We start from the raw sequence: 23,743 nt of genomic DNA on the forward strand, positions 1-23,743 counted from the left end.
ACCAGCGCTTCCCGGGGCAAGTGTTCGATCAGGAGACGGGCAACTTCCAGAATGTCAATCGCGAATACAAGCCGGGCATCGGGCGATATGCTCAATCCGATTCCATCGGGTTGAAGGGGGGCATCAATACGTATGCGTACAGCCTCAATCAACCGACCATGCTTACCGACCCCAATGGGTTGAATCCTGGTGTTGGGTGCCTAGCAGGCGCGTGGGCGGGTCCGCTGGGTTGCGGGGTTGGTGCTGGCGTTGGCACGGCAATCATGGGTGGTGTCGCGGTGTGGGCTTTGATGAGCACGCCGGGTGATACATCGAAGAGCGAGACATGTCCTCCTGGGGACAAGGACCCGTGCAAAGGCCTGCGTGATCAGATTGCGGATCACGAGCGAAAACTTCGCGAGTATTTGGCCAACCCGATGGCTATGGACAACAAGGGCTTCTTGGCAGCCGCTCTAGCCAAAAATGACCAAGACCTTTACCAGAAGATCTATATGAGCCGAATCGCCAGCTTGCAGGGTCAAATTGCAAACTTCAAGAGGCTGCTGGAAGAATGTGAGCGACGAAATGGCCGTTGAAATCAACATCTCTGAATTGCGCTTGGTGATCAACCGAATACTTGATCACATCGAGCACGATCTCGGTCACGCAAGCGTGAAGCTCAACCAAGATGATTACTGGGATGCAGCGGATGCGGAGCGATATGACTTCACCAAGAGTCCAGGGAACTTTGAGCACGGTCAGCTCCACGATGATTGGGAATTCCTCTCATCGATCATCAAAGACAAAGATCAAGCAGTCGCGTTCATGTTGATTCATGTGGCGCCGCTTCTTCGTTGCATCGGCGAAGAGGTAGGGCAGTGACAAGAATCTTGCTCGACCGTCTTGAGTGATGAAAGCAAGGGCCGCTACGCGGCCCTTGCTGCATTGAGTGGTGGAGGAAGCTCATCGCCCTTTGCCGAGCGAAGAAGGTGTCAAAGATTGCTGGCCCTGTGATCTCAAGCGCCGGGGCCGGGTTGGGCCAAGAACACCACGACGGTCCGGGACGGGCTGGAAGTGCTTGAGATTGCCCGTGACGACCGGGAGGCGATGAACGATGGCGGTGGCGGCGATCAACAGCAAGTTCGACGCTCTCCACCAGCGTAAGCTATGCGTACGCCGACCACCTCGACACGACGCGGGTGATCGCGAGAAGTAGTGACCATGCAATCGTCTGGCGCTGGGACACGGCCGAAGTCTTCGGCAATACTTCGCCCGATGAGAATCCAAACGGGCTGAGCGTCTTTAGGGCTTACCGGCAAGGACCTTGCTCGCTGTCGGCTTACAGGCTTAGAACGGCTAAGTGGACTGCAGATATTGTTCATTCGCTACGACGAGCGATCGCGTAGCAAGCTGCGCATTCCAACAAAAGAGGCTTTGCAGTAGGGCGTGCAGCCCGAAGGACAGTGTGACCCCATCCGTGGTCACCGCAGCACCTGACCGCAGTCTTTTCCAATTCAGGTATGAACCTGGAGCGGCCTGAGATCGGCGACGGGAAACGAGTCGATCTGTTGTAGACGAGGGCAGTGTATTGGGGCCCGGAATTTGGGGGTTTCTGCTGCGCTGGTCGCAACTGCCCTGAAGCTGCCGGCAGCGGTAACTGCGGTCGGCCAACAAGAGTCATTCGCGATGGGCCCCGGCCGGAAACTCGCGCTGCGTCACTGCAACCCGCGCGGCCTGCCTGCTGGCGCCTACTTCGACGAGATGTAGGCCAACTTCGACGCGCGCACGCGGCGGGCTGTGCTCAAGCTGTAGCGCCAATCCAACGACCTCGGCGCGATGTCGGATCGTTGGGTCGCCGCGCTCGGGCCGCGCAAACTGCCGGCGCTCGTCGTCTGGGGCGCGTGCTGTCCGTATGTGCCGGTGCGCTTTGCGGACATGCGGCGGCAGTTCTTCGCTGTCGAGCGAGTGGTCCGGCTCGAAGACAGCGGTCACTGGCCGATGGCCGACAACCCCACTGCCGTGCGCGAAGCGGTCGTGCCCTTCCTGCGCAACCGGATGGGTGCTTCCAGCCGAGTGGCGTGAGTCAAGCGGGGGTAGCGCCAACATCCCCTGTCGAATCGCCGCTCTCGCGCTGGCGCCACAATGGCCCTCATGCAGTCCGACTTCGATCTCGGGCCACCAGCGGATGCGTTTGCCGCGGGCGAGCCGTTCCACCCCGCCGTCTCCGGGTGGTTGCGCACGCGCTTCGGCAAGCCGACCGAGGCGCAGACCCGCGCCTGGGGCCACACCACGCTGCGCCGCCAAGCGCTGATTGCCGCGCCCACCGGTTCGGGCAAGACGCTCGCGGCCTTCCTGGCCGCCATCATAACGAGCTGGTGTTGCAGGCCCTCTCGCAAGGGCCGCAGGGCCTCGCGAACGAGGTCCAGGTGTTGTACGTGTCGCCGCTCAAGGCGCTTTCCAACGACATCCGCAAGAACCTGCAGGAGCCGCTGGCGGGCATCCGCACCGGGTTCGTTGCGATGGGCCTGCCGGACCCCGGCATCCGCGACGCAGTGCGCACCGGCGACACGCCGGCCGCCGAGGGCGAGCGCATGCGGCGCACGCCGCCGCACATCCTGGTGACGACGCCGGAGTACCTGTACATCCTGCTCACCTCGAACTCCGGCCGCGAGATGCTCAAGTCGGTGAAGAGCGTGATCGTCGACGAACTGCACGCGGTGGCCGGCAGCAAGCGCGGCGCCCACCTGATGCTCACGCTGGAGCGGCTGGCGGCGCTCGCCGAACACCCGCCAGTGCGCATCGGCCTGTCGGCCACGGTGAAGCCGCTGGACGAGATGGCACGCTTCCTGGTGGGGCAACGCAGCGACGACGTGGCGATCATCGACGCCGGCCACGTGCGCGAGCGCGACCTTGCCATCGAGGTGCCACGCTCGCCACTGGGCGCGGTGATGGCGCTACCGAGGTGTGGGCGAGATGTACGACCGGCTGGCCGAGTTGATCGCGCAGCACCGCACCACACTCATCTTCGTCAACCAGCGCCGCATCGCCGATGCGTTGCTCGCGCCACCTGGCCGAGCGGCTGGGCGAGGAGCACGTGACCGCGCACCACGGCAGCCTCGCGCGCGAGCACCGGCTCAGGGCCGAGCAGCGGCTCAAGTCGGGGGAGCTGAAGGCGCTGGTGGCCACCAGCTCGCTCGAGCTGGGCATCGACATCGGCGACATCGATCTGGTCTGCCAGCTCGGCTCGCCGCGCGCAGTGAATGCCTTGCTGCAGCGCGTGGGCCGCGCCGGCCACGCGTGTGGCGCCCCTCGCTGTAGATTAGCGGTGTCTCGCCTGCCGTCATGACTGCAAATTCGAAGTGCCGCTGGCTTCAACTGGCTCGACGGCTTGCCCGTTCACGTATGCCCGGCCGTTCTCAACTTCGATGAGCATTGACCCAAACCTGCTTTCCCATACGTAGCGCAGCACACCCTCTGCCGCAAGAGGCAAGTCAGTTTGTGGGCTGTCTCCTCGCCGGGCGAGGATTTCCTGCAGCAGTGGTGCGTTCACGGCGAAGTGTCGGTCCGTAGACCACGCCGTTGACGGGTCTAAGGTGATGGTTGATGACGGTTCAGAGCCAAAGCCAAACGCGGCGAAGCCACGCAGGTGCGCGGTCGGGTTTGGGGCGGTAGAGCTGACGGAGCGTTGCGTGCATGGTGATGGGCCTCCAGATCTGGATACTGTAGTTCTAACCAGCACTGGATGCAAGAACAGCCTTCTGGTGAGGGCTGGTGAGGCTTGCTGACAGCACTGTTCTCGGCAGCGAGACCAAGTCGGGCCAGGCGATGCATCCTGTCGGCACCACAGGAGCTGGTCTGAGGGGCCGAAGTGTCTACGGATGCGGAGGCTCCCTCAGTACGACGATTGAGCACCACTTGAATCGACAACTGAAGACCGATTCCGCTGACTATCGCTCTGCGCTGGTTGACTGGCTGCCTTGGGGGCGTCAGCAGTTCTTGAAAGGCCGGCCCCGACCGAAAGCGCACCGGCTGTTGGTCCTGACCACGGTTCGACGTCGAACCACGCACGAGGTTGAAGTGCACCTCGCAGCACTGTGGGGGACGACCGCCCCGTGTCAGGATGGCGAGGGGCACATGTGCTTCACGCAAAGTGGGTCGAACAACACGTGCGAGAGCATGAGCTCGATAGAGCCACTTATCAGAGGCTCTACAAGACTCGAGGCCTTCCGGCCGGCTTCCCAAGTGAGCCGAGGCAGCAGTGGTCCGACTGGAGTTGGTGGGAGGTCCGGGCCAATGGCGTTTCTCGCAGGGAACTCATCCGTGAATACAGCGTTGCAAAGATGCAGATCGCGCTGTGGCGAACCGTTCACGGAAAGATCGCTGGCCCCTCGGCGTTTGAGCAAGCACGGAGAGCCCACAGCGAACTTCATGTCTTTCCTCTTCAGCCGGACAACCCCAAGAGTGGCGGGTTGAGAGGTTGGATTTCGTGCGACGACTTCCTTGGAAGCAAGTCTTCTGTCGAAACCTATCAGCGGAACGTGATGCCGAGCGCCCTTATAGCCGAGTGCCAAGCGCTGGGCGTCAGTGAGTCGATCGCAAAGTGGCTTGTGTCAAAGGGCCTCGTGTCGCAATGGCTGATCCAGGCGCATTCCAACCAGTTGGCGCAATACTGCAAGCAACGAGACGACTGGGCGTCTATTCTGTCGATGCTGCCGGGGTCAGGGCGCCTTCCTTCTTGGACGTTTGAAACTGCAGCCAGCGAGCTCGCAGAGGTCGGATGCTTTTCCTGGAGAGACTTCAAGCAGCGCCGCAAGCTGGAACTGAGGCTGAGTCGGCTCCCGTACCACCTCGAACGCATTGGGGGGCAGGGGATTTTTGAGGAAGCGAAACGGATCACGGCGCGAGCAGCGGGCATTACTGCGGATGCAAGGTAAGGTGGTGTTAGTTTGCATAGGGGCCTTGCCCGTAAGCGGGCGGCAGCCTGCAGCAAGCCTGGCCGTTGACTTGACCGGACAGGATCGTGATGGGCCGGCTGCTACTTGCAGGATCCGCCCTGCATCAGGGAGCCGAGCGTCATCTTGCCGCAGTCCTTCTTGGTTGCTGTCCCGGCATGCTCGACGTTGAGGTTCCACTGGTCTCCTGTACGGAGCGCACGAGCCGGCCCTTCAACGCCTCCATCGAGTCCGTTCGTTCAAGCTCGGCCAGTTGCTTGATCAACTCCGAGTGTTTGAGGATGGTGCACCGAAGCTCAAACGTCGGGTATGTGTAGTCGCCTCTTGCAGCAGTCCCTTCTGTGCGCTTGACGTTCGCTGCCATGCAAGAGGAGTTCGCCACCTGCAGAAGCGAGGGCGAGTCGACGTCAACGTCCGCGGACCCTTGGAGGATCAGTACCTGGCCATTCGAACAGTTGGTCGCGATGAAGCCGGAAGCCATCCGAAAGAACGCATCGACCTGGTCCTTGGGTGCTGCTGCGGCCGGAACCAGCATCTTGGCGCCGAAGTAGCCGTTTGTGTTGTGGCCCAGGTCGCAGACCGAAGCATCGGTCGTCTTCCCGGGTCGGAGGGCGACTGCCATCGAAGCAGTGCCGAACACCAGCAGGGCACCGGCAACGGCGGATCGTAGGATCGTTCGAAAGGTTGTCATGACAGCGCTCCCCTACTTGACAGTCGTGGCTCGGGCGATATCGTAATATCGATGTGCGCCGCAGAGGAGGTACCAGCATGCGCGTCAGGACAATCGTCGTGGTCGCTATGGTTGTGGGAACCGCAGCCGCGATAGGCAGTGATGGTAGTTCGTTCGCTAAGACGTTCTGGTTCCTCTTCTGGGCTGGGATCGTCGGCATCGTCCTGTTGTTGGCGCGCTTTGGCCGTGCCTCCGAGGAAATCACGCACATCGAGATGGTGGACCTTGACCCCTGGGTCGATCAAGACGGGGTGCGTCACTTTCCCGGCGATGTGTTCGACATCGAGAACCATCCTCGAACTGGGGCTCATGGCCATCTGTGATGTGGCGTTCACGGGTTCCGCCGCTTCCCCGAATTTGGGCCCATCGTTGGGACTTCGGGCGTGGCCTCTATGGCCTTCACGCGCGGTGAAATTGCGATCCTTGCCTCTCGGGCGGCCGCCTCGGCTTCAGCTTCTTCCTTCGACTTGGACCACAGATCCTCTGCGTCTTGCTCCATGTTTACCATGTCGTCGCGCAACCGACGAACGTTAGCCTTCACCTGCGAGCGCTTTGTGCTCACGGTGCCGTCGGGATTCCTTGTGACTTCGTTTCGCGCGTCGAATCTTTCGATCTTTTCTGCCGCATCGGTGGACAAACCTTGCTTGTCGTTCACAGCACCTCGCACGCCCTGAAGATCAGGCGGCATCGCGACAGGCAGAGGAGAAGAGTGCGCATTTCGTCCAATAGCCCGATCGTTCGCACGGTCAGCGTCATCGACCTTGGATCGCAGGAACGCGTCATTGCTGGCGTCTCTTTGATGAACTGCCTCGACCTCAGCAAATGATGAAGGCATAGCGGTTCCGTCTGAGAAGTGCCGATTTGGCGACAGCGCGTAGCTTGCGAGTTCGCTGGCCATCGCTACGCGGAGCGCTTGACTGTTCGGGCCATATTCCGATGCCAGCTGGTTGTACCTTCGCATGAAGTCTGAATTGATTGGCAACTGGGCAAGGTCAACCGGATCTCTTGCTCAGCCCCCCGAGCCGTTGAGAGTCGTTCAGCAACTGCTTGTCGCTTTGCGTATGCGGCCTGGGCGCTCTCAACTCGTGATGTCGAACTGCTGAGGCGAGAAGCCAGCTCGGAGCCGTCGCGTGTTTCAGAAGAAATCGCACGGAGGAACGTAGTGTCGCGTGTGGCGCGATCACCGAAGCTCTTGAACTCGCGCAGACCCTCAGCACCCAACGCCGCCTGAACCTTCTGCTCAGCTTCCGATAGCGTCGAAGAGTAGTTCTTGCCGCCGGAGGCCGTAGCGCCGGCTTTTGCGGGACTCAGTCCCGGAGTGCCGAGGCCCGCTGACAACTGGAAAGCGATCTGCTGTACTTGCCCGGAAGTCAGACCTGTGGTCGCCGCAACCTGCTTCGAAAGTTGGGCGATCCGGTCAGCGGACTTTCCGATCTCCTCATAGCTCGAGGTTCCTTGACCAGCAGCGCTTCGGGTGCTGACCGTTCCACCGGATGCTTTTGACACGGCGTCGACAAGGGCTGACGACCTCTCTGTGCTCGCCGAAACAACGTCGTTCCTCGCTGCCTCTGCAGCGCGTGACGCTTCGCTGACGTCCTCCTGAGAAACGCGAGCGGAGATTCGATTCGAGACGGCGCCTATGGTTGCGTAGATATTCGACGGCCTGCTGTCCGGTCCCGTTCGTGGTCGTCCAGTTGCCGGAGGCGTCTTGCTCTCTGGAAACCCAAGGGCTCGACATAGACGGACTCACGTTGCGTTGGTCCATCGTCACATTGCCCATGCTCGAGTTGCCAACCGCCGAGGCAGCCGAAGCGTTTCCGACCGTCGATTGCAGCCCGGTCAGCCCGCCGACCAGCGTGCTTCCAAAGCTCACCAGCCGATTCGACAGAGCGTAGGCAAGCATGGGGATGCCGATCACGAGGTACGACACCACAGCTTGCGCAGAGACCGCGTTCGAGTAGATCGGAGAGGCCGACTGAAGGGCGAGAGCTTTGACGCCGCCGCCAATCTCTGCCGCGGCAGCTTGGTCGAGCTGCGAGTAGATCGAGGCCATATAGTTGAGGATGGCGAACAGCGGCGGCCACAGTTGAATCGACACCAAGGCGGTGACGTAACCCGACAGCATCAGCAGTGTGTTCTTCCCCGACGTCAGGAACAGCAGCAAGACAAGCAATGGAAAAATTGCGTAGCACATCGCCTCCGCAACGTTCCTCACAACGGGCAGCGCCTGCTCCGCGATCTTTGCGCCGTTGATCCACGCCGCGTTCTGCGATGCAACGGCCGAGGCGCGACCTGTGGCCAGCATCATGCAAGAGGGGTCGTTGACTCTTTGGCAACCCATTTCACCAGCATCGTTGATCGCGTTGATCAGCGCGTTCTGACGCACCACGTCTGCCGCGGTAGCTGACGCCGTTGCGATTTGGCTGCGGATGTAGGCTTGGGGACTCTGATTCACCACTGCCGCCTGCGCGGCGAGCGCGGACAAGGAGGGGTTTAGACGAAGGCCAAGCCGGTTCGTCAAGTCCGTCACTTGCGCCGGCATCCGGGAATCGATAGATGCATAGACTTGGTCGCAGGTGCTAGTTGTGACGCCCGACGAGGAGGTGATGATGCTGAAGCGGGCGGGGTTCGTCGCCGACATCGTTGCCCAGAGGTTGTCGCTGGTCGAGAAGGCGCTTGGAGAGATGGTGCCATCGGCGATGTCGTACGCAGTGCAGTTGTTGACGAAGTTGAGCAGGTCCGTACGAACGGCTGGATCGGGCAACGACGCACGCCTTGTTTCCTGAATCAACCGGCTCCCAAACATAAGGCCGTTTTGCTGGTAAGACAGTTCAGAGGGAAGGGAAGCAGGGCCAGGGATGGTTTGAAATGCTGTCTCAAAGAGCTCCGTGATCGAATTGCCGATCGTGCTTGACAAGCCCCCTAGCGCAGCCATCCCGAAAGGAACATTGGCCACTACCTTCACCGGGGTGCCGCCGGTCTTGTCGACGATGCCTACTGTCACGCGCGGAACGAAGAGCACGCTATAAATGAGGACGATAGTTCCAAGCCATTTCCAGCCTTGAAGTTTCTCGGGCGCGAACATGTAGGCAACCATCGCTGCCACGAACCCACAGAACGCGACCGCGGCAATGGCGCTGAGGTATGTCCCCGCGCCCATAATCGCAGCGACCGCGTTGAAGATACCGAACAACGCATCGCCATTGTGATAGCCGTAGATCTCCCACATAGCGGAGTTCCTTCAAGTCAATGGGGCGGGTTTCTATTGCATCCGATGGTTGGCATGACCCAGCATGTCAAGCACGCTGGCCGACATGTTGGTGCGGAGGTTTCGTTCCAGTCGTTCAAGGTCCGTTGCCACATTCGAGACCGACTGAACTTTGGAGTACATCGTCGTCTGCTCGGTGTGAAGACGATCGAGGAAGCGCTGCGCGTCCAAACGCAGAGCACTGGCTCGCTTCTGCTGCTCGGGGGTGAGCTGATACGACTTTTGAAGGGCGGACAAGGCGACGCTGGCGAACTGGCTCAAAAACGTTGCCGCGTAGTCCGCGGCAATGACCTCACGGTAGTTGGCGATCAGCGTGTCAGATAGCCCCGACCCAGGAATCGTGTTGCCAACGGAGAGCATTCGCCACACAGGCAGGCTAGTTGCATTCACAAAGCCGACTGCCGTTGTGTTGTTCGGCAACGGAGTGCGGGTCTTGATATGGTCGGAAATCTCGCGCATTAGGTCCTCCACCTTTTTCGTCAGAGGCTCGTGCACGTTGCTGTTGGTCCGCGTCACAACATCGCAATCGGTGTAGTTGTTGCACTTGAGGAGCTGCACATTGATGTTGCCGCCGCCGGCATCTGATTGGCCGTACAACAAGTGAGCTACGCTTGTGATGCTGGGGCCGACGTATTCAAAGTCCTTGTTGGCCTCCTGCGGGAAAAATATGAAGGTTCCGACGATGCTCATGACCAACTCACGTGAAGCGTCATCCAAGGTGTCAACGGCCTTGAGCGCCTTCCAGGTGATGTTTCCGACAAATGGCGCGAGAGCCGCGACATTGGGATCTGCGCTACTCCGCGCACTCGCCAAGATGCTCGGGCTGTCCGAAGCACACCGCCGTGTCGCTGCGTCGATGTCGCTTTCCAGGCCCATCGTCATGGCGAGTTTTGCGCATGCGCGTTGGGAGTCGTACCCAGTGGCCTCCGCGGCCGACGCGACTAAAGCGGTGGCGGTCTCGCATGAATTGATACGAGCGTTGTTGATCATGCTCTCCAAACCCTTTGCCCACTTTGTGAGTCCCCCGAGCAGTGGCGACACCGACTCCAGTGCGAGTTGAAAGGCGATACCAGGCAGGGCCGCGGTGATGTTTTTCAGCATGTTCTTGAACTCTGCTGCCGACAGGTGGCTCATAGAACCGCCAAAAACGTCGATGCCTCCACATCCACCCTTCGCGGACGGGAACTGAATCGCCGCGAGCTGGTACGTCTTGTTGGGCGAGCGCAGGTACAAGTTCCCGCCTGCGTAGGTATTCATCGTCTGCCCCTTGAAGGCCCCCGGCGCCGTGTAGTTGCCGATGGCTCCGAGGCTGGTGAACATGTTGTTGACCTCGGCGTTGAGGTCGCCTGCGTACGACATTGGCACGCCAAGGATCAGTGACCAGGTGAGCACTGTCGCGAGTGCCCTGCCGAAGATGTTGCGGATCGACATTTCAGACCTCCTCATTGCAGGGACACATGACGGGTGGCGGATGGGGCCAGTGCTTCAGCGCCAGGCGCAGACACAGCGCCGATGCGCTCGAGCAACTGCGATTCGGACAGCACGCCGTAGCCGAGCGGCGTGATCTTTCCGGTGAAGGGTTCAGCCAGGAACACGGCGGGCACCTGGGTTACCTGCAGCGTCTTCGCGATGCCGTTGTCCCGGCGGAACTGCGGGAAGTTGGGCAGGCCCGCGCCGTCCACGCTGATCGGGACGACCTGGATGCCGTGGCGCGCTTGGAAGGCCTCCAGCGTCGGCGCGAAGGCGTGGCAGTAGGGGCAGTCGGAGCGGAAGAAGAAGAACAGGACGTGCGTCTTGGCCAGGTGGGCGACCGACTTCTGGCGGGTGCGCGTCTGCTCGCGGTCGTAGACCTCGATCGCCTGCGCGTTGACCGGGCGCCCTTCGAGGGTCATGTCGAGATCCGGTGTCGACCAGGCCACGCGCTGGGCAACGTCGGCGAAGTACGAGGCCTGGCGCACGACGCGCGCTTCCAGCTGCATATAGCGGCGCACGTTCGCCTCTGTTGGCCGGATGATCGCGATGTTCTTGTATTCCTCAAGCCGCTTCTGCAACTGCTCGAACTCGATCAGTTCCGGCGGCCGCGTGTCAGGTGCCTTGGCGGTCGGCGCAGGGCTTGCCTTCTGCGGCGCCGGGGCGGCGGGTGGTGCGATCTCGGGCTCCGGGTCCTCATAGAAGTGCCACCCACGTCGGTAGTCGTCCCAGAAGAGCGGATGAGTGGTGGGCGCGGCAGTAGCCGCGACCTGCTCTGTGTTTTGCGCGCTGGTCAATGGCGAGGAGAGACCGCAGGCGGCCAACAGAAGAATGGTGGTCAGGCGCATGGTGAAGCCCCTGTTCGGCGATCACGAAATGTGCGCCTTCAGTGCCGAGCGTAGGAGGGCCGGTGGTCACAGTCACACGGAAATGCCACCACGAAATGCCCTCGTTAAGCGGACATCAGACCCGACACCGGCTTGGGTCAGAAATGTGCCATTGCTTCTCTCAGGACAGCGACTTCGGCGGCAAACCGTCACGGCAGTAGTTGAGACCGATGTCGACAGTCTTGTTCTGCGGTGCGCTCGCGCCCGGCATCACCACGCCGTCCTGGGCGAAGCGGATCTTCAGCCGGCTGCACCCAGGTTGCGCGTATCTGCGCTCGGTGGTGATGTCGATGAGGATTGGGCCCGTCGTGCGGAAGCGATCGGACATCATCTTGGCGATGTCGCCGCTCATCTGCCCGTGGGCTTCGCCCGTAGGCGAGTCGACCGCCGCGACCAGAAGCGTGCGCAGCAGGCGGGGCTCTTCGACGAGCAATCTGGGGGCGCCCTGAGCGAATGCGACTTGGGCGATCGAAGCGGCAGCGAGGGTGGTGATGAGTTTCAGCATTTGCCTTGGCCGAAGTAGCAGGTGGGGATGCGACCGGTGTTGGTGGTTTGGATCGCGCCGAGGTCCGGTGTCTTCGGCACCAGACATGCGTAGAACTCGCTCAGGTCCATGGCGGCGAAGTCGAGCGATTGCAGCTGGGCAATGGAGAAGCCGCTGCAGTCAGGACCTTCCGCGCTTCCCCACCCCTTGCCGACCTGGACGCGGCCCTGCTCGTTGACGATTCGCGCGAGCATCGAGTTGAAGCAGCACTTCGTCGTCGTGTGCTCAATGCATGACACGCAGTGCCCGAGAATCTTGATGCAGGAAGAGCAGTAGGTCCCTATGGAGTGGCAAAGCTTGGCGCCCTCCTTGAGGGCGAGGCGGGCCTCTTCCTCGTTGCACGACATCATGGAAAGGACCACGTAGATCACCACCGCGATGGCCAGCGTCCAGGGATCGAATGCAACGACCACGCCCTCGCCAGCGGTCGACGATGAGGCGTAGAGGACGGTGGAGCCGGAGGGGAGGGCAGCGCCGTTGACGGCGATCGTGAAGCCGTAGGAACTGAAGGTCCCACTGAACCCGGCGCCCGTCAGGAGTGCGCTCATCCCCGCCATGATGAACTCGCGGTTTTCCGAGTTCATCAGGATGTCGTACACGAGGCGCGTGCCGCTGCCGAACACGCCCCGGTTCGTCATGCCTTTGCCGGCGCCGTCCGTGTAGCAGCAGTTGTTGAGCAGCTTGTCGCGGCAATGGTTCGCCTCGCCCTTGAAGACCTGCATGCGGTCCTTATCGAGGTAGACGCCCGCTTCGCGCGCCGCCTCCAGCATCGACATGCTCCGCCCGAAATCCGCGTCGTTCGTGTAGCCGATGTTGAAGCAGTTCGTGCCCATGCAGAAGACATTGGTCGGGCAGTTCGTTGCCGTCGTAGTTGTCTCTGCCGGCATCGAGCAGCTGTATTGGTCGCTGAAGACCTCGCAGGAGCCCGTCGTGGGATTGGCCTGCTTGCACGTCGACGAGAGCGGCGTGCACCCGGCCGCCACAAGCGGAGCACACTGGTCCGACGTCACCGTGTCCGTGCAGGACATGCTGCTCTGGTACTCCCAGCAGTCGCGGTAGACCGAGACGCCATCGATCACCTTGGTAGCAGGCCCATCGATGCACCGCGGAGGCGGCGCCACGGCGCACCGGCTACTCGTTGCGAGGCTGGGGCACTGATCGTTCCACGTGTCCGCCGTCGTCGCCGTGGTGGCCGGCTTGGTGTACGTCAGCTTCATCTGCGGGATCGGCCCGTAGGCGGGGTTCGGCGCCCACCCAACGACCGCGCGCGTCGAGCTCGCACCCCAGAATGGGCTCGTGAACCTGCCGGTCGTGTCCGTCGCCGCGATGGGCCCGGAGGGGGCATAGCAGGTCTTCACGTCGAGCGTGCCGTACGTGCAGCTGACGCTGTCACCCGAGCCGGTACAGGTTTCGGTCTGCAGCATGTCGCCGCTTTGGGTGCCGGATGGGCAAGCCGAGTAGACCTCGAGGAAGGGCTTCTCGGTGGTACAGGTGTAGCCGGAGTCACCACTGCCTGTGCAAGTTTCGCGAATGCTGTCGGCGATCATGGCGGTCAGCGTGCATGTCGATCCGGTGCAAGACCGGTCCGCGACCCACACCGCAGACTGGATCTCGGTGCTCGACATCCAGGAGTACGAGGTGCCAAGGACCGCGACGATCTGAGGGAAGGCCACGGGTGCGGTCATGTCGACGTCGAAGAACGCAAGCGGGTTGCCGCTCGACGTCACCCGAAAGTGCTGAGACGATGCCGGCCGATCGGGAAGACACTGGGGATCGAGTCCCGTGCTGCCCGAGTCGGCGTGGGCGAACCAGTCGCCAGGTGAACAACTGGTGGTTCGGCTGACGCTGACGGTCAGAAGGTTGGAGCACATGTAGCTGCCGACTCCGGCGTAGCGCGCGCAGTTGCGAGTCACAGTGGCCGGAGGCGAGGTCACGTCGGATGTGACACAGCCGCTGTAGTAGGCGGCCAGGCTTCCGAGATCGGTTGACGGGTTGCGAGCGATAGCCCTGGCCGCGACGATCGAAGGATCGGCCGGGCTGATGGCCGGTCGGGGAGTGTTCGCCGAGGCGATGGCGTTCTTGAGCGCCTGACAGTTCACGTCGGCCGGCGTGCTGGCGCAAGCGGCCAGCTTGGCATTTACATCGGCGCCGAAACTTGCCTTCCCTGTGTAGGCAGTTTCGGGTGGCTTGGTCGTGTATCCGGGAACGACCGCAGTCGCACTGGGCGTGTTGACTGTGCCCTTGATGACCGGGTTGGCCGCGTTCCCCGCCGCGATGCCTTCGTCATGGGCCCACTGGGCGAAGACCGACACTCTGACGAAGAGGGACGCGTAGATCATCACCCACACGACGAGGCGCTTGAAGATCATGCTCAGCGCTCCTTCATCTTGGAGAGAAATGATTGCGCCGCGGCGCTGAAGCTCGGCGCTGCGCGATCGAAAAACTCAAGGGCATAGTCCAGGCTCACGTCGCCTGCGGTGGACACGAAGCTGCCCGCCGGAAAGCAGGTGCCGGCCGCGCAGGGAGCCGGCACTGCGCCGTCCTTGATCAGGACAAACGTCGGCGTCGCCGACACTGAGAAGCGATCGAACGCTTGCGGGTCGATCTGGAAGCCAACCTTGCGGTCCCCGATCAGCCGCTGAACGCGCAATACGGTCTTCTGCAATGAGTTGTCGACGAGTCCTCGCAGCACGAGAGTCGCGCCAGCGCGCGCCGCTTGGTCAACAAGGCGACCGAGCGCTGTCTCGGGCATCGAGAAGCTCACAAACACCAACAGAGACGGGCCCGACCCGAGCGCCGAGGCGCCTGCATTCGCCTGGCCCATGGCCTCGTACCCGCGAGCAACGGCACCGAGATCCACGCGGCGCTGAGTCAGGGGCTGCGGCAAGGCGTCCACCTTGGGCGCAGAAGGCACAGGCACACGGGCCAGTTCCGCATCGGACGGCATGTGGTGCTTCTTCGCAGCCTTCTCGATGTCCTGGTCCGAAAGGATCGGCTGGTTCTTGGCGGCGCGAGCGATGTCTGGGTCCGTCACCGCCAGCGGCGAGGGCTGCGCGGTCGACATCCGGGGCGCACACGCGATGGGGCTGAGAGCCACACACGCGAGGATGCGTGCGTGCGATCGGAGGCGGTCAGTAGCCCACACAGCAGTTCCTCTTTCTGAAGAGCATGAAGGCGAAGTCCTCGCCCCTGACCGGGTACTCCTTCCCGGCACCCCAAAGCACAGTGGTGCGGCCGAACGGTTGGCAGCACTTGCCATCCAGCTTGTCGGTGGTGGGGATCGGGTAGGTGAGCTGCGTCTTGTAGGCCGACTTGTCCATCACCGGCTCAAGGTACGGGCCGCACAGGCCCTTGCTGCCATGCCACCCCCAGGCCAGCAACTCGCGGTGCATCTTGGCGGTCAGCCGCTGACTCAGCAGCGCGGCGGTGCGCACGCCCCCCATGTGGTACGGAACCTGGCCGTCCATGGGGAAAATGGCACCCTGACAGCCCGCGCACCAGAAGAGAGAGTTGAGGCCGAAGCCGACGGTGGAAGCGACGCAATCCGCAGCACATGCAGCGACCGCGATCGGGTTGGCGAACAGTACGGCGTCAGGGTTCAGCAGCAGCGTGAGCTCGTCGTCGTTCCACAGGGGGTCGACCTCGGTGAGATAGGCCAGGTCGAAGCTGCCGCGTTCGAGGCACGGAAAGTCCGTGACGACTTCGAGCCAGTACAGCACCGGGTTCACGTAGAAGTGGGCCTGATAGAACGACCCGCCGTCACCGTCGCCTTCGGCCTTGGTGAAGCGGGCTGCTTCTGGCGCGGCGATGCCTGGGTCCAGATTCAGTCCGCCGAGGGACGGAAGGCAGAACGGCTTGCGAACCGTCTCAACGTGCCGTGCAGGCTCCCAGAAGCCGATGGAGAGGCCGATCGTCGGATTCACTCCGCAGCTGCACAACGGATTGCTGGGATTGCCACCGTTGTCCTCCTGTCCGCCGAAGTTCGCGATGGTTGCGCTGCCGATGGTGATGGGCAGGATGCACGACCAGCAAATGTCGGTGATGGGGTTCGGAAACTTGCCCGTGAAGGTTGCGATGGGCGCCGGCGCGGCCGCCGTCGACACCAGCAACGCGCACACGGCAGCGAGGATGCGGGTTATCAGGTTCACCTTGCCACTACCTCATCGATGCGAAGGCGGGCGCCTTCTTGGGAGACGATCGCCGGCACGGCAGTGATGCCGAGCTTGCGCACGAGGACGCCCTCCTGGTCGTAGTAGACAGGGCGGTTCCAGGTCTTCATCAGGTCGATGTAGCTGCCGCCGATGAGGATCGGCTTGACCTTGCCCTGGTAGAGCTCGATGAGTTCTCGGGCCCGAGCAACCTGACGCGCATCTCGTGCATCGAAGAAGAGAAGGTGCTTGGAGACCGAGACGACGTCGAGCGGGTTCTTTCGCGTTCCCGCTTGGAAGAGGAGCGAGCCGCTCTCGTCGACGACGTTTCGGTCGAGCGTGAACGTCGGATCGAAGTAGAAGGTCCTGCCAACTTCCACCCGGCGCAGATTCGGCACCGGGGTGGGGTTCATGACCGCTCGGGTCGCTCTGGTCCGCGCAAGGTCTTCGAACTTCTTCAGCTCGCCAGTGCGCTCCTTCTCGCGCAGGCGGGCCATGATCACTTCGAGAAAGCTCTGCTCCGCGATGGGGTAGGTGGGGCCGATCGGGCCCAGGTTCTCCGCACGCGCCGTCTGGACCAAAAGGGCGGCCAGCACGACACCGAGGGGCAGCGCTCGGGACCACATATCAGCTCCGCGGGCAGGCGATGTTCGCGCCCAGCCGCTGAATCTCGGCGCGATCGCGGGCGTGAGATGCGCGGACCATCGCCAGAAGCGTCGGGTCGCCGCTCCCCTGCGCAAAGGCCCTGCGCAGCTCCACGGTCTTCAGCGAACGCCCGCACCGCGCCTGGAACGCGGCCATATAGGCCTCAGCCCCGTCCCGCGCTGGCGGCGCCACCTGAGCGAGCAGTGCCAGGTAGTTCTCGATAGGAACGTCGCCGGCGAAATCGGGCGTTTCCGCTTGCGCGAGGGTGACGCCCGACGCCGAGATGGACAGGAGGAATGCGATGCAGAGGTGGCGCATGCGGCTTTGCCCTTCAAAAGATCGGCCGCACATTCGCCTCGATGTCGCGCAGAGGCACAAGTCCGCTGCTGCGATACCGAGAGTCGAAGCTGTCCACGCTGGTGCCCTGGACGTAGAGATGGCCAGGCGGGATGACGGTGGGAGAAATCGGTTCGATCGGCCGGCGATCGAAGGTGTGCGTCTTGGCGCGGCCGACGAACACCTTGTTGACGAAGACATCCCGACCCACGACGGTGACCTCATCGCCTGGAAGACCGACAACCCGTTTGAAGAACGGCTGCGCCTTGAGCCCCGGATAGTCCTTTTCGCCGGCTTGGCCCGTGAACGTGTAGACGATGAGGTCCCCGCGTTGGATGGAGCGCGACCCGTAGTCCACGTAGACCACGCGATAGGGAATGCTCGGCGTCCAGTTGAACATCACCGGGATCAGCGGCATGTGATGAACGAAGAGACGAAACAGAGCGAGCGCCCAGATCAATGCCAGTGCTGCGAACAAGTACCAGCGGTGCCGCATGTCCGCCGACAGAAGGCGAACTCCGTGTCGCCACCAAGCCCACACGCTCAGCCGGCACGTCACGACCGTGGAGGCAGTGCTCATCTCTGCTCCTCCAGCTTGGTCTTGAGGAGTCCCGTCAGATCTCGCGTATTCGGAGTGCGCCCGGCGATCGAACTTCTCAGGACCACAAGGCACCGGCAATCTCCAGGGAGCTCATCCATCGCGACCGGCAGCCGCCGGGCGAAGGTGCTTGCGAGGCTCAGCGCCTTCTGACGATCTTCGTCGCTCTTGCTCTCCGTGATCAGCTTGGCAAACTCCGCCTCCTTGATCCGGTAGACCTCGGCGACGTCGACGACGCCGATCAGCTGAGCAGGTCTGACGACGAGGCGGTCGTATGCCAGCAGCCCGGCGGCCGTGATGAGCACCGACAGTGCCACATTGATGGCGAGGTGTCTCATACGATGTGCCCCCGGCGGCGCAGCAGCTCGGTGATAGCGTCGTCGATCGAGAGGCCCGCGCGCCGCAGTTCGTCCAGCGGTGCGTTGTCGTCCAGCTTGTTGCTGAACAGCAAGTGGCTGAACGGGTCCAGAATGTTTCGGGCCACACCTTCGCCGACCGGCGAAGAGATGTAGCACTCGGAAAACACCCCGGGCTCTGTGCGCAGCGACTGCAACAGCCGCTTCTTCGACTCGTCCATACCGATCCGACCGTTGCGCCCCAGCAGCTCGATGGACTCCGCCTTCTGTCGCAGCAAGAATGTCCAGTCAGAGCAATTGAGTGCAGCTTCCATTTGCGCTGAACCGTAGTAGTCGTCCGCGCTCTGCGTGGCGGTGCCAAGCGCGCCACCGTACTTGCGTGCACGCCGCGCTGCTTCTTCGACGACGGCTGCCTTGACGGGATCGTCGGACCCGATCTCGCCGAGTTGCTGCTTGAGTTCATCGATGAACAGCAGTTTTTTGCGATCGCGCGACAGGTACATCTGTCCGGTGATCTGGTACATCAGCAGGATGTTCACCACTGCATGGAGCTCCGGCTTTCTCTTGAGCTCCTCGTTCTCGATGACCATGAAGTCGTTCGAGAAGTCGATGTTGTTGCGGCCTTCGAAGAAGCGTGCGTACTCGCCGTCCTTGGTGTATGGGTTCAGCATGACGGCCAAATCCTTGATCCGCTGGTCGCCGTTGAGACCCAGCTCCGGCAGGCTGCCGGAGATGAACGCATCGCGCAGGCCCGTGATCGTCAGGTCTCGCCCGTATTCCTTGTAGAGCTTCATCGTCATGGCGCCGAGCGCCTTCAGCTGAACCTCTTCGAGCCGGGTCCCCATCGAGCACATCTTGACCAGCGCGGGCTTTAGCATGTCGATGTCTTCGTTGATTCCCCCTTCGATGGTGCCGTCCGGTGCAACACGTTCATCCGAGACCACGCTGAACGGATTGAGGTTGATCTTCGAATCCTGGCGAAATTCGATGTAGGTGCCGCCCGCCTTTTTGCACAGCTTCTCGAAAGAGCGGCCGAGATCGAGCATCCAGACCCGTGCGCCGATTGAGAGATACGACCACGCCATCTCGTTCATAAGAACTGACTTGCCGGATCCGGGTGCGCCGATGATCGCGAAGTTGTAGTTGCCCAGGTCGTTGTCGTAGACGTCCAGCGTCATCAGTTGCCCGCGACGGCCTCCGAACAGCATCGTGGGCGTTTTCGTCCCGCGCCACTCCGCAATCAGGGGAGCCAGATGGATCGCATTCCCCATCGTCTTGCGGGTGACCCGCTTCATCTTTTTCATGTCGCCATGGGGTGGTACATGCTTACCAGCGCGCCGCCGGCGTCGATCACGTCGGCGGCAGCCGTCCAATCGCGCGCCTTTTTTCCAACATCGGGCATGACGGATGCCATCTTGCTGCCCGCGTTCTGGGTGGCACGCACGTGGTTGGCCGTGACGGTATTGCGCGTCGTGTTCGGATCCAGCACCTGCACGCCCATGGTGAAGCAAGAAGGGCACGTTGTACTGAAGGGCAGGCTGCATCAGGTCGCCGATCAGGGAGCCCATCTGCCAAAGGCCGAACCGCTCCGGGAACGACTTGATCGAGTAGAAGCGCAGCTCCATCTCGTTGTCGTTCTCTTCCTTCGAGAGGACGAGCTTGTTGGGCTTCTCTTCCTGAATAGTGTCGTGGTCGACGATCTGGTCGCGAATCTCCCGACCGTCGTCGTAGTGGAGGTCGGCGATGTTCGTGCTCGTCAGCCGATCCGGATTCACGAAGAGCGAACACCAGTTGATCAGATCGGCGGCGTCGCATACCCGATTCGGCAATGAAGCGGAGCGCAACGTCGTGCCCATCCCTTCACGCAAGGACACCATTTTCTCACGCCAAGCAAGGTTGCCGGGATCGCCCTGAACGTTCACGCTCATCATCAGCCTGAAGTCGCGGATCGTGTAGTGGAAGCCTTGCGTCAAAGAACGCTGAGCGCCGGCGGTGAGATGTTCAAAGCGCTGCCGCGCGAGCTTGCGAAACAAGTTGTCGTTTCGCGCTGGCCTGCCCCATACCTGTGCTTTGCCGACCTGGTCGTGGTCCTCGTTGCGCAGGTTCGCGTACTGGCGCAGCTGCCTGCGAATGTGTGGCGAGGCGAAGAGATGGAACTGGATCCCGGTATTCGGCGGGCAGTTCGCATACAACGAGATGAGCACCTCGACCATGCGATCGTCCGCGCCCGACTGCGGCATGATCTCCAGCATGAAGCCGATGCCGTCGTGGTTGACGAACAGCTGCTCGTCTTCGAGGTAGGACTGGTAGGGGAGCCAGCTCGCGAACTGGTCCGATGGCGACTCCTTTTCGGTACCAAGACCAAAGAGGCCGATGGGTTCGGTCGACGAGCCTGTCGAGCTGAAGGCTGAGCGGAGGGATGCGAGCATGGGTTGTCCTCGGTCAGTTGTCCGCCTGGTTGGCGCTGCGCTGTTGCAGGGCGCGCAACGCCTGCGTGATGGAGGTCCCGTCGTCTGCAGGTGCCTGAGGGCCCGCCTTTGCGGTGGTAGCCGCTGGGAGCTTTCCTGCACGAACCGGCGCGAAGGGCTCGCGGGCCTGTTGTTGGACGTGCTCAACCAACCAGCGTCCGTTGTCGACCTGCACATAGACGAGGGCCTCGCCATTCAGATCGCGGTCAGCGTCCTCCCAGGGCTTGATCCACAAGCGCATGACGCGGGGTGCGGCGCGCAGAGGAGCAGCGTTGTACGCGGCCGGCTCGGCGGGCGCAGTCGTGCGTGCGGCGGTCGAAACCATGAGCGACGCTTCCTGGTGGGTGGGCGCCGTGGCAGGCGCTTCAATTCCGCCTCGGGAGGTCGGTGATCGGCGCTGCGACGGGAGATTGTTCTGGACCGAGTTGTAGTAGTTGCCGGACACCGAGTCGCACTGGACACCGTCCGGTGCCTTGCAGGAGTAGCTCGACTTCCCTTCGAGCCCGGTGATGTTGGCGCAGCCCGAGGCGAGCAACGAAAGACCAGCAGTGGCAATGACCGCGACAGAACGGAAGGTGTGGTTCATGGCGTTTTCTCCTGACCTGACCCGGTGCGGGCGCTGAGCTTTTGGCTGGCCGCCGTGTTGGCTGAGGCCATCCGCCGCTCGACTTCGGTGGCGTCGACATACCCGGATGTCCGCGTTCCATCGGCGTAGATGAGCGTCGGCGTACCCGACACTCCAAACTGCCGTGCAAGCTGCAGGTTTCGATCCACGGCCGAGGTGCACTCGGCTTGCGAGGCGAGGGCGGTTGAATAGCCCTTTAGCATCAGGGCGTGCCAGGCCTTGGAAGGGTCTTGGGCGCAGAGCACCGCCTGGGAAAGCTGGCGACCCTGGAAAGGGACGGCGAACGTGTAGATCGTCGTGTCGTTCAGCTTGGCAAGCTCCGGTTCGAGCCTGCGGCAGTAGCTGCAGGCCGGGTCACTGAAGACGTAGAGCTTTCGAGCGCCATTTCCGCGCACAGTCTTCAGCGCATCGGCGATAGGCAGCTTGCCCACCTCGGCCTTGGTCTCGCCGTCGGAGTCTCCCCGCTCCCGCTCGGCGGCTTGGGCCAGCTTCGGACCGGTGATGTCCGTCAAGGTGGCGGTGTCGATGACACGGCCGAAGATGAAGTACCGCGGGTTGTCCGCGGAGACGAAGGCCACGTTCGAGCCCATCCAGACTTCAAAGACGCCCGGAACGGGACTGGCCGCGACCGACGTGAACTTGGTGGTGGGATGGGCCTTCTGGAGCGCGGCCAGCAGACTCGCCTCTTGCGCCGTAGGAGCGGCGATTGCGCCTGCGGCCACGAGCGCCAACGTGGCGGCCAGTGCGATGTTCTTACTCTTCATCGTCGTTCACTTTCATGAAGCGGTCGGAGGGTTGAGCCTTGCCGGGCAGGGACGTCGGGGATGCCTTTGCGGTCTCGGTGCCCTCGATTCGCACGCCCTTTGTCAGCACAACATCGATCTCGCGACCGGCGTCGATCTCGATGATGGGAAACGTCTGTTCGGCCAGCTTGATGTAGTACTGGGCCAAGCGGTCGAGCGCCTTGCCGACGCCCGTTCCCAAGCCTGCCTTCAGAGCGTCTGAGCCGGTGGTGGTGGCGACCGAACCCAAGGCAGAGGTGCTGTAGGAGGTGTTCGCGGTCGAAATGCCTTGGCCGATTCCACTGACGACCCCGGCCATCAGCGCGTTGGCCAACATCTGACCTTGCTTTGTGACGAGGCGGCCGCGCATGCCGACCTTGCCGTCCTCCCCATAGACGCTGCCTTGGATCTTCAGCTCGAGCGCCCGACCATCGGCGCGTACACACGAGAGGGTCTCGGTGCGGAGATAGGCGCGCTCGGAGCTGATGTCGCCGTAGCCAGCTGCCACGACGAAGCACTCGCGATACTCGGCGCGGAAGCGGTTCGGTAACACCGAGTTGTCGGACAGCCGAATCAGCACCGGATGCGGGTTGCTCTGGGACTGGCCGCCAGTCGGCGCATCCAGGCCGCCGAGAAGAATGCCGCGCGTAAAGCTGACGGGAAGGAAGGTGTCCAAGGTCTGGGGGGATGCCTTCGGACCATCGCCAGATGCTTCGATGGGCTTCGCCGGCGCGCCGACCGTGACGCGGATGAGCGCCGGTTGCGCAGGCGCGCTGAATTCACCGGGGAAGGCGGGCGCGCCGACCGGCATGCCGGGGCGAGCGTTGGTCGGCAAAGGCGGAGGCGGAGGAAGCCCTTGCCGCGCCAGCGCTGCGTCGGGGGGGAACCTCGCCGGCGCCGCGCTGGCCGGCGACGTTGATGTCGTTGCAGCAGTCGGGGCCGAGGCAGGCTTGGGCGGTTCGACAGGAGCGCCTTTGAGTCTCGTCTCGAGCTCTGCAAAGCGTCGTGTGAGAGCGGCTTGGGCCTCCTGCTGCTCCCGATTGAGCCGCTTCTGCTCTTCGCGATCGCTCTCGTATTGATCCAGTTTGCGACCCGCCTTGCCCACCCAGGTCTCGACGTCCTTGACTTGAGAGCCAGGGGCCATCAGGTCGACGTTGGTGGGCTTGAGGTCGCCCTTGCCGGACGCCTGGTTCGCTGGCTTGGCATCTCCGCTCCCCATGGCGAACACCGCCCAGAGCAGCCCGACCGCCACCGCGGAGATGGTGCCCACGGTGGCCCACTGTCGTGCACGAGGCGACATGTCGTCGACGACTGCAGACAGGCGTTGCTTGATGTTCATCGCCATCGCTAAACCCCCTGCCGAATCACATAGACCGCGGTGCTCTCGCCGGGCCGCAGGTTGTGGTTCTCGATGGCCACGCCCAGAACACCGCCTGTCTCGCGGTCGAACTCCTGCTCCGCGAGCACCATGTCCTTGTTGCTCACGTTGGTCAGGATGTAGCGCTCACCAACGAGCCCGCGTCCCTCGTACAAGCGGGTCATGGAGAACGTCGCTTCCGCCCATAGCAGGACCGGCCGATTGACTTCCTCGACGCGGATGTCGGTCGGCACACGGTCCGACGCCATCGCGACCAGCATGGCCTTCAAGGAGCGCACGTGCTGCGGCTGGCGGCCGGCCGAAGTCGACGACCCGTCCGCCTTCGTTTGCCGCGGAGTCTTGTCGCGGACCACGATGGTGTCCGCCGGCGTATCCGAACGGCGCAGCAGCAGCGTGTAGGTTGCGTGCTGCGAAGACACGAACAGGTTCACTGGCTTGACGGACTGGCCTACCGGACGAACGTAGATTTCGCCCTTGTCGGCATCGCACTCGACCACGATCTCACCGGCAGGATTCACCTGCGGTCCGGCTGCCGCCGTACCTGGCGAGCCCTGGGTGATGGCGCCGCCGCAGTTGC

23 protein-coding genes and 1 pseudogene are annotated in these 23,743 nt (G+C 62.5%); 6 read left to right on the plus strand and 18 right to left on the minus strand.

Features of this window, described 5'->3' with window-relative positions; all coding sequences use genetic code 11:
* From AC30NL_RS00175 to AC30NL_RS00195, 5 genes and pseudogenes are all read left to right on the plus strand, one after another.
* The coding region (locus tag AC30NL_RS00175) for an RHS repeat domain-containing protein (protein ID WP_489461993.1) at nucleotides 1-575 on the plus strand (575 nt) is incomplete at its 5' end.
* On the plus strand, nucleotides 565-861 hold the full coding sequence (locus AC30NL_RS00180; RefSeq protein WP_489461994.1) for a hypothetical protein: 297 nt from the start codon (nucleotides 565-567) through the stop codon (nucleotides 859-861). The genes AC30NL_RS00175 and AC30NL_RS00180, both read left to right, overlap by 11 nt.
* 954 nt (nucleotides 862-1,815) lie before the next feature.
* Entirely contained in the window at nucleotides 1,816-2,061 is a 246-nt protein-coding gene (locus AC30NL_RS00185) for an alpha/beta fold hydrolase (RefSeq protein ID WP_489461995.1), read from the plus strand.
* A gap of 69 nt (nucleotides 2,062-2,130) precedes the next feature.
* Nucleotides 2,131-3,301 (plus strand): annotated as a pseudogene (locus AC30NL_RS00190) (DEAD/DEAH box helicase); the annotation flags it as partial.
* A 1,018-nt stretch (nucleotides 3,302-4,319) separates the two neighbouring features.
* Nucleotides 4,320-4,913: a hypothetical protein gene (locus AC30NL_RS00195; RefSeq protein WP_489461996.1), complete on the plus strand. Its 594-nt coding sequence runs from the start codon at nucleotides 4,320-4,322 to the stop codon at nucleotides 4,911-4,913.
* Nucleotides 4,914-5,052: 139 nt separating this feature from the next.
* Here the strand turns inward: AC30NL_RS00195 and AC30NL_RS00200 are convergent, their stop codons facing one another.
* Nucleotides 5,053-5,622, minus strand: a complete 570-nt coding sequence (locus AC30NL_RS00200) for a hypothetical protein (RefSeq protein ID WP_489461997.1) — start codon at nucleotides 5,620-5,622, stop codon at nucleotides 5,053-5,055.
* A gap of 77 nt (nucleotides 5,623-5,699) precedes the next feature.
* Between AC30NL_RS00200 and AC30NL_RS00205 the strand changes: the two genes are divergently transcribed.
* Nucleotides 5,700-5,984 carry a hypothetical protein gene (locus AC30NL_RS00205; protein WP_489461998.1) on the plus strand — a complete coding sequence of 95 codons (285 nt, stop codon included), beginning with the start codon at nucleotides 5,700-5,702 and terminating at the stop codon, nucleotides 5,982-5,984.
* Nucleotides 5,985-5,992: 8 nt separating this feature from the next.
* Here AC30NL_RS00205 and AC30NL_RS00210 read toward each other — a convergent pair whose 3' ends face one another.
* The 17 genes from AC30NL_RS00210 to AC30NL_RS00290 all read right to left on the minus strand — a co-directional run.
* A complete protein-coding gene (locus tag AC30NL_RS00210; RefSeq protein ID WP_489461999.1) occupies nucleotides 5,993-6,349 on the minus strand; it encodes a hypothetical protein in 357 nt (118 codons plus the stop codon).
* 750 nt (nucleotides 6,350-7,099) lie between these two features.
* Nucleotides 7,100-8,890, minus strand: coding sequence for a conjugal transfer protein TraG N-terminal domain-containing protein (locus tag AC30NL_RS00215; protein WP_489462000.1), 1,791 nt, complete (start codon nucleotides 8,888-8,890; stop codon nucleotides 7,100-7,102).
* Nucleotides 8,891-8,923: 33 nt separating this feature from the next.
* A complete protein-coding gene (locus tag AC30NL_RS00220; RefSeq protein WP_489462001.1) occupies nucleotides 8,924-10,360 on the minus strand; it encodes a conjugal transfer protein TraH in 1,437 nt (478 codons plus the stop codon).
* 11 nt (nucleotides 10,361-10,371) lie between these two features.
* Nucleotides 10,372-11,247: a conjugal transfer protein TraF gene (traF, locus tag AC30NL_RS00225; protein ID WP_489462002.1), complete on the minus strand. Its 876-nt coding sequence runs from the start codon at nucleotides 11,245-11,247 to the stop codon at nucleotides 10,372-10,374.
* Between the two features lie 160 nt (nucleotides 11,248-11,407).
* On the minus strand, nucleotides 11,408-11,791 hold the full coding sequence (locus AC30NL_RS00230) for a hypothetical protein (protein WP_489462003.1): 384 nt from the start codon (nucleotides 11,789-11,791) through the stop codon (nucleotides 11,408-11,410).
* Nucleotides 11,785-14,199 (minus strand): type-F conjugative transfer system mating-pair stabilization protein TraN, encoded by a 2,415-nt coding sequence (gene traN, locus AC30NL_RS00235; protein WP_489462004.1) that lies wholly within the window; start codon nucleotides 14,197-14,199, stop codon nucleotides 11,785-11,787. The genes AC30NL_RS00230 and traN overlap by 7 nt, the downstream gene beginning before the upstream one ends.
* A gap of 2 nt (nucleotides 14,200-14,201) precedes the next feature.
* On the minus strand, nucleotides 14,202-14,975 hold the full coding sequence (trbC, locus tag AC30NL_RS00240; protein WP_489462005.1) for a type-F conjugative transfer system pilin assembly protein TrbC: 774 nt from the start codon (nucleotides 14,973-14,975) through the stop codon (nucleotides 14,202-14,204).
* Entirely contained in the window at nucleotides 14,962-15,969 is a 1,008-nt protein-coding gene (locus AC30NL_RS00245) for a TraU family protein (protein ID WP_489462015.1), read from the minus strand. Before AC30NL_RS00245 ends, trbC begins: the two co-directional genes overlap by 14 nt.
* A gap of 5 nt (nucleotides 15,970-15,974) precedes the next feature.
* The gene (traW, locus tag AC30NL_RS00250) at nucleotides 15,975-16,604 is read right to left on the minus strand and encodes a type-F conjugative transfer system protein TraW (RefSeq protein WP_489462006.1); all 630 of its coding nucleotides are present in this window, start codon (nucleotides 16,602-16,604) and stop codon (nucleotides 15,975-15,977) included.
* A gap of 1 nt (nucleotide 16,605) precedes the next feature.
* Nucleotides 16,606-16,941: a hypothetical protein gene (locus AC30NL_RS00255; protein ID WP_489462007.1), complete on the minus strand. Its 336-nt coding sequence runs from the start codon at nucleotides 16,939-16,941 to the stop codon at nucleotides 16,606-16,608.
* 13 nt (nucleotides 16,942-16,954) lie between these two features.
* Entirely contained in the window at nucleotides 16,955-17,539 is a 585-nt protein-coding gene (traF, locus tag AC30NL_RS00260; RefSeq protein ID WP_489462008.1) for a conjugative transfer signal peptidase TraF, read from the minus strand.
* The gene (locus tag AC30NL_RS00265) at nucleotides 17,536-17,874 is read right to left on the minus strand and encodes a hypothetical protein (RefSeq protein WP_489462009.1); all 339 of its coding nucleotides are present in this window, start codon (nucleotides 17,872-17,874) and stop codon (nucleotides 17,536-17,538) included. The genes traF (AC30NL_RS00260) and AC30NL_RS00265 overlap by 4 nt, the downstream gene beginning before the upstream one ends.
* Nucleotides 17,875-17,891: 17 nt before the next feature.
* Nucleotides 17,892-20,342 (minus strand): TraC family protein, encoded by a 2,451-nt coding sequence (locus AC30NL_RS00270; RefSeq protein WP_489462010.1) that lies wholly within the window; start codon nucleotides 20,340-20,342, stop codon nucleotides 17,892-17,894.
* Nucleotides 20,343-20,355: 13 nt separating this feature from the next.
* Nucleotides 20,356-20,967, minus strand: a complete 612-nt coding sequence (locus tag AC30NL_RS00275; RefSeq protein WP_489462011.1) for a TraV family lipoprotein — start codon at nucleotides 20,965-20,967, stop codon at nucleotides 20,356-20,358.
* Nucleotides 20,964-21,770, minus strand: a complete 807-nt coding sequence (locus tag AC30NL_RS00280; RefSeq protein ID WP_489462012.1) for a DsbC family protein — start codon at nucleotides 21,768-21,770, stop codon at nucleotides 20,964-20,966. The genes AC30NL_RS00275 and AC30NL_RS00280 overlap by 4 nt, the downstream gene beginning before the upstream one ends.
* Complete coding sequence (locus AC30NL_RS00285; protein WP_489462013.1) at nucleotides 21,760-23,133, minus strand: TraB/TrbI/VirB10 family type IV secretion system protein; 1,374 nt, start codon at nucleotides 23,131-23,133, stop codon at nucleotides 21,760-21,762. The genes AC30NL_RS00280 and AC30NL_RS00285 overlap by 11 nt, the downstream gene beginning before the upstream one ends.
* 2 nt (nucleotides 23,134-23,135) lie before the next feature.
* On the minus strand, nucleotides 23,136-23,743 hold a 608-nt coding region (locus AC30NL_RS00290; protein WP_489462014.1), incomplete at its 5' end, for a type-F conjugative transfer system secretin TraK.

Source organism: Rhizobacter sp., from assembly GCA_021153565.1.
Classification (GTDB): domain Bacteria; phylum Pseudomonadota; class Gammaproteobacteria; order Burkholderiales; family Burkholderiaceae_C; genus Albitalea.